This is a genomic window from Xanthomonas sp. SHU 166, from assembly GCF_000364685.1.
Classification (GTDB): Bacteria; Pseudomonadota; Gammaproteobacteria; order Xanthomonadales; family Xanthomonadaceae; genus Xanthomonas_A; species Xanthomonas_A sontii.
On record NZ_AQOJ01000542.1, the window covers coordinates 1 to 4,707 of the forward strand.

Genomic DNA, 4,707 nt, shown 5'->3' on the forward strand with positions numbered 1-4,707 from the left:
CCGTGCGCGAGCGGTAGAGGACGCCGGCGCTCAGATTCCTTCAACGCCAACCACTTGCCGGCGGTATGGGGCTGCCCCCCCGCACTATCCGTGCTCGCGTGCCAACGCCGCCGTTTCCGGCGTGACCCAGCGGGGGCGCATTTCCGTTGCATCGCGCGCGAGCCGGTGGCGACCGATCCGCGGTGATCCGCCCACGTTCACTGCGCGGGCGGTGCCGCCGCGGTCAGCCTGACGCTGCTGCGCTCGCGCTTGGACAGCAGCGGCAAGGTCACCGCCTGCTCGCCGGGCGCGGCGTACAGCCACAGCGCACAGCAGGCAGCGTAGGAGGTCAGGTTGCTGCTGCGGAAGGCGACGATGCTGGCGCTGTAGCAATCCGATCCGTGCCGCAGGCGTATGTCGGCGACGTAGTCGAACGTATAGTGACCGGGCCCGTGCCACGGCCATTGCGCGCGTTCTTCGGGGTCGCTGGTCGCTGCTGGAACCGGGCAGCGCGCGTCCGGGTTCGGTCGGCGTTGCCGGCCCTGTGCGTCGAAACCGATGCGCTGCAACTCCCGGTCCGCGACCGCGCGCAGTTGCGGGTGCTGCGTCAGCCAGCGTGCGGCGTCCTGCTCCTCGGTCGTGGCGTTCGCAGTATCTGGCGCAGGCGCCAGCGTATGCCGATAGCGGTAGCGCACCTGCAGCACGCGGGAGCTGCTGTGCTCTTGCTGCAGCGGTGATAGCGGGCGCGACAGCGTCAGCGTGTCCTGGAAGTAGTCGCCGTCGCGATAGGCGGCATAGCTGCGGCCGTCGATGCGCAGCCAGTACAGGGTCTGATCGCTGCCGCGGCCGTTGATGCTGAAGGTGCCTGTCGCCGGCGCTGTGTCGGGTGCGGTGTTGGGCAGGGCAAGGAAGCCGTGTACGGGGTCGCGGCGCAGCACCGTGATCTCGGTGAACAGGCCAGTGCCGCCGACATAGGATGTGATCACCAGATCGCGTTGCCCGTCTTCGTCCAGATCGAGCAGGGTGTAGTGGTCGTCGCCGTTTTCGGAAACGTCGTCCTGCACGGTGCCGGCGTCACCCAGGTATGTGCGCACCGCTTGCCATTCGTCTGCGGTGACGCCGGCCGGTTGCACGAGTGGCGCGGCTGCGGCACCCGCTGCGGCGAGGTCGAAGCTCACGCCAGTGGTGTCCTCATGGCGCTGTAGCACCGTGTCGATCGGCGTGGGGTTGCTGGCCGGTTCGGCCTCGATCTCGCGGCGCAGCTGCTCGAGTACCTGCGGCAGCGTCGCCGTCCCGGGGGCGGCCGCATGCGCGGGCGCCGGGCATGCGGCCAGTGCGAGCAGCGCCGCCGTCGCCCACGATGTCGGCCGTATCCGTGGCATCCACCGTGGTGCGGCGGCGAAGCGCACAGGCGCAGCAGGCGCTGCGGCGCCGTTCATGCGCTGCGCATCCACGGCGGATCCAGCTGCGCGATGCGCGCGAACGCCGGGCAGTTTTCGCGGTGCGCGCCGGGCAGGTAGCCCAGGCTCATCAGGAACTCGCCGGTGATCTCGCCACCGGTGAAGCGGAAGGTGCGCTTGAACAGCTTGATCCACTCGGCCTTGCTGCGCGGATGCTGCGCGTCCAGCCAGGCGGCGAAGCTGCCGTGGCTGGCCCGCAGGCGCTGGATCACCTGCGCGTTGTGGATCGCCGCCTGCACCTTGAGCCGGTTGCGGATGATCCCGGCATCGCCGAGCAGGCGCAGCACGTCGGCCTCGTCGAAGGCCGCCACCGTGTCCACGTCGAACCCGGCGTAGGCGGAGCGGAAGCCGGCGCGCTTCTTCAGCATCAGCTCCCAGCTCAGCCCGGCCTGGTTGATCTCCAGCACCAGCCGTTCGAACAGGTCGGCTTCGGCGCGTTGCGGCACGCCGTACTCGTGGTCGTGGTAGTGGCCGTGCACCGGGTGCCCGGGGGCGATATCGCAGTAGCTGCTCATGCGGCGGGTGTCCGTCAGTCGATCTGGTCGTTGGGGTCGGCGGGGTACAGCTCGGTCCGCTGGGTGCCGGGCAGTTGCAGGTCGGGCCAGCGCCGCGGCAGCACCTGCAGCTTGCCGTCGCGCAGTGCCTGGTACAGCGCCTCGGCGTTGTCGCCACGACGCGGGAAGAAATGCGTCCGCGCCACGTCGCGCCAGCCGCTGCCCGGGTCGGTGTGGATCCGGCATTCGACGCCGTAGCCGGCGCTGGCATTGCACAGCAGCACGTCGTCGTGGCCATCGCCATCCAGGTCGCGGCGCAGCGCCACGCACTGCGCGCCCTCGCGCCGGCAATTGCCGTCCTCGATCTTGCCGGCCAGCAGCGCCTGCCACCAGGCGGCGTCGGGCTCGGCGCTGCCGGCGGCCGGCACGATGCGTTGGCGCACCTGCAGCGGATCGGTGCTGCGCGGCGCATCCTCGTTGTCGCCGCCCCAGCGCTGCTGGCGCTGCAGCACCTGCTGCAGGCGCTCGCGCTGCACCGGATCGTCGGCGAACGCGGGCACCTCGCGCAGCGCCTGTACCGCCCGATAGCCACGGCGGCCGCTGTCGAAGCGCAGGTAGGCCAGGTCCAGTTGCGCGGCGCTGGTGCGGCCATCGGCCAGGCGCTGCAGTTGGTCGCCGACGACCAGGCGGTAGGGGTCCAGCAGCGGCGAACTGGTCGCCAGCGCCAGGCCGATCACCACCCACGACAACACCCGGTTCACCGGCGCCAGCGGCTGCAGCCAGCGTGCGCCCGGGCGCAGCACCGCCCAGGCATAACCGCATGCGTAGCCGCAGGCGACCACCGCGACCAGCACGCCGGCAAAGCGCTCGGTACTCCAGCCGTACTGCGCGATTCGCAGCGACAGCGCGTACAGCGCCAGCCCTGCGTACAGCGGCAGGCTCAGCAGTCCGGCGTCGATCACCCGTTGCAGCCAGGCCGGGTAGGGCGCGTCGGCGGTGCCGTCCTGGTACACCGCATTGACGAACACCACCAGCGTGGCCACCACCGCGATCAGGATGCTGGCCGCAGCCCGGGTCTCCCACAGCGGCTGCAGGCCGGTGAACGGCAGGCTCAGCGCGAACAGCACCGCCACGAACGCCAGCAGCGGCAGCAATCCGGTGCAGATCGCGAACAGGATCTGCCGCATCACCTGCACCGCTCGCTGCTGGGTGCGGCCGATCAGGATGCCCAGGCCGAACATGGTGCCGGTGGCCAGGTAGACGAAGGCGGTCTGCCGGAACAGGTCGCGGAACAGGGTCAGCTTGACCAGCGCGAACAGCGCACCCCACAGCCACAGCACCAGCCAGCAGATCCCCACGAACAGCAGCGCCAGCGCCAGGGTCAGCGCGTTCTGCCAGGCATGCTCGAACAGGTCGCGGTACGGCGCCTGCCAGCGCCCGTGCTGCAGCCGGCACTGCAGCCACGGCAGCAGCACGAACATCGCCAGCGCCACGGTCGCAGCGAACGGGCCCAGCACCTGTCCGGCGCGCAGGCCGGGCGCGCCGGTGGCGTTCCACACCGCCCAGGCGGACAGGGCCGCCACCAGCACCGCCACTGCAATGGTGTGCTGCCACAGGCGCAGCGCGCCCAGGTGCCGCACCGACAGCAGGGTCATGGTCGGCACGGTCAGCACCAGGGTGTACCAGCACACCTGACCGCCCAGGGAGCCGAACGGCCACAGGCCGCGCTCGGCGCCGCGCTGCGCCAGGTACAGCAGCGCGCCCTGCAGCAGGGCCACCAGCACGATGAAGGCGCGGGTCTGGCGTGGCAGGTCGGGGGGCGTGTCCATGCGTGCGTGCTCCTGGGCGACCGGTCGCGGCCGCGGTCGGGCGGATTATGGCAGCCCGCCGCAGCCCGGGCAGCGCGCACGCGGGAGGGACGATAGAATGGGGCCATGTCCGCTTTGCCCACGCCTCTGGCCAACCAACTGCTGATCGCGCTGCCGGCGCTGTCCGATCCCAACTTCGCCCGCAGCGTGGCGCTGATCTGCCAGCACGACGAGAACGGCGCGATGGGCGTGGTGGTCAACCGCGCCTCCGAATACACCCTGGGCGAAGTGCTGGAGCAGATGGGCATCGAGACCATCGACGCCACGCTGCGCGAGCAGGTGGTGCTCAGCGGCGGGCCGGTGCATCCGGAGCGCGGCTTCGTCATCCACGACGGCGCGCACGGCTGGGATTCCAGCCTGGCGTTCGCCGACGGCCTGTATCTGACCACCTCGCGCGACGTGCTCGAGGCGATGGCGCGCGGCGAGGGGCCGCGCAACGCGGTGGTCGCGCTGGGCTGCGCCGGCTGGGGCGCCGGCCAACTGGAATACGAACTGGGCGAGAACAGCTGGCTGACCGCGCCGGCCGATGCCGAACTGCTGTTCGAGCTGCCGCTGGAGCGGCGCTGGCAGACCGCGGCCGGGCGCATCGGCGTGGACCTGTTCCGCCTCACCGACTACAGCGGGCATGCCTGAGTCCGGCCTGCCTGAGGCTGGTGCGCCGGCGCCCGCGACGATCCGCCGCGACGGCACCGTGCTCGGTTTCGACGTCGGCCACCGGCGCATCGGCGTGGCCGTCGGCAGTTGTTTCGGCAACGGCGCGCGCGCGCTGGCGGTGATCGACGTGCATGCGCAGGGGCCGGACTGGCCGGCGCTGGACCGCCTGCATGCCGAATGGCGGCCGCACGGCCTGGTGGTCGGCGATCCGCTCACCCTCGACGGTGCCGACCAGCCCAACCGCAAGCGCGC

The 4,707-nt window shown here is 71.2% G+C and carries 5 protein-coding genes; 2 read left to right on the forward strand and 3 right to left on the reverse strand.

The window, feature by feature from the left end; all coding sequences use genetic code 11:
* Positions 1-197 precede the first annotated feature (197 nt).
* The 3 genes from D180_RS13925 to D180_RS13935 are packed head-to-tail and all read right to left on the reverse strand — an operon-like array spanning position 198 to position 3,762.
* The gene (locus D180_RS13925; RefSeq protein ID WP_017913279.1) at positions 198-1,361 is read right to left on the reverse strand and encodes a hypothetical protein; all 1,164 of its coding nucleotides are present in this window, start codon (positions 1,359-1,361) and stop codon (positions 198-200) included.
* 53 nt (positions 1,362-1,414) lie between these two features.
* Positions 1,415-1,954, reverse strand: a complete 540-nt coding sequence (locus tag D180_RS13930; RefSeq protein ID WP_017913280.1) for a DNA-3-methyladenine glycosylase I — start codon at positions 1,952-1,954, stop codon at positions 1,415-1,417.
* Between the two features lie 14 nt (positions 1,955-1,968).
* Complete coding sequence (locus tag D180_RS13935; RefSeq protein ID WP_017913281.1) at positions 1,969-3,762, reverse strand: DUF4153 domain-containing protein; 1,794 nt, start codon at positions 3,760-3,762, stop codon at positions 1,969-1,971.
* Positions 3,763-3,867: 105 nt separating this feature from the next.
* Here D180_RS13935 and D180_RS13940 point away from each other — a divergent pair, with 105 nt between their 5' ends.
* Positions 3,868-4,434 (forward strand): YqgE/AlgH family protein, encoded by a 567-nt coding sequence (locus tag D180_RS13940; RefSeq protein WP_010344126.1) that lies wholly within the window; start codon positions 3,868-3,870, stop codon positions 4,432-4,434.
* Positions 4,435-4,441: 7 nt separating this feature from the next.
* Positions 4,442-4,707, forward strand: a 266-nt coding sequence (gene ruvX, locus D180_RS13945) for a Holliday junction resolvase RuvX (RefSeq protein WP_043090996.1), incomplete at its 3' end; no start/stop codon positions are given.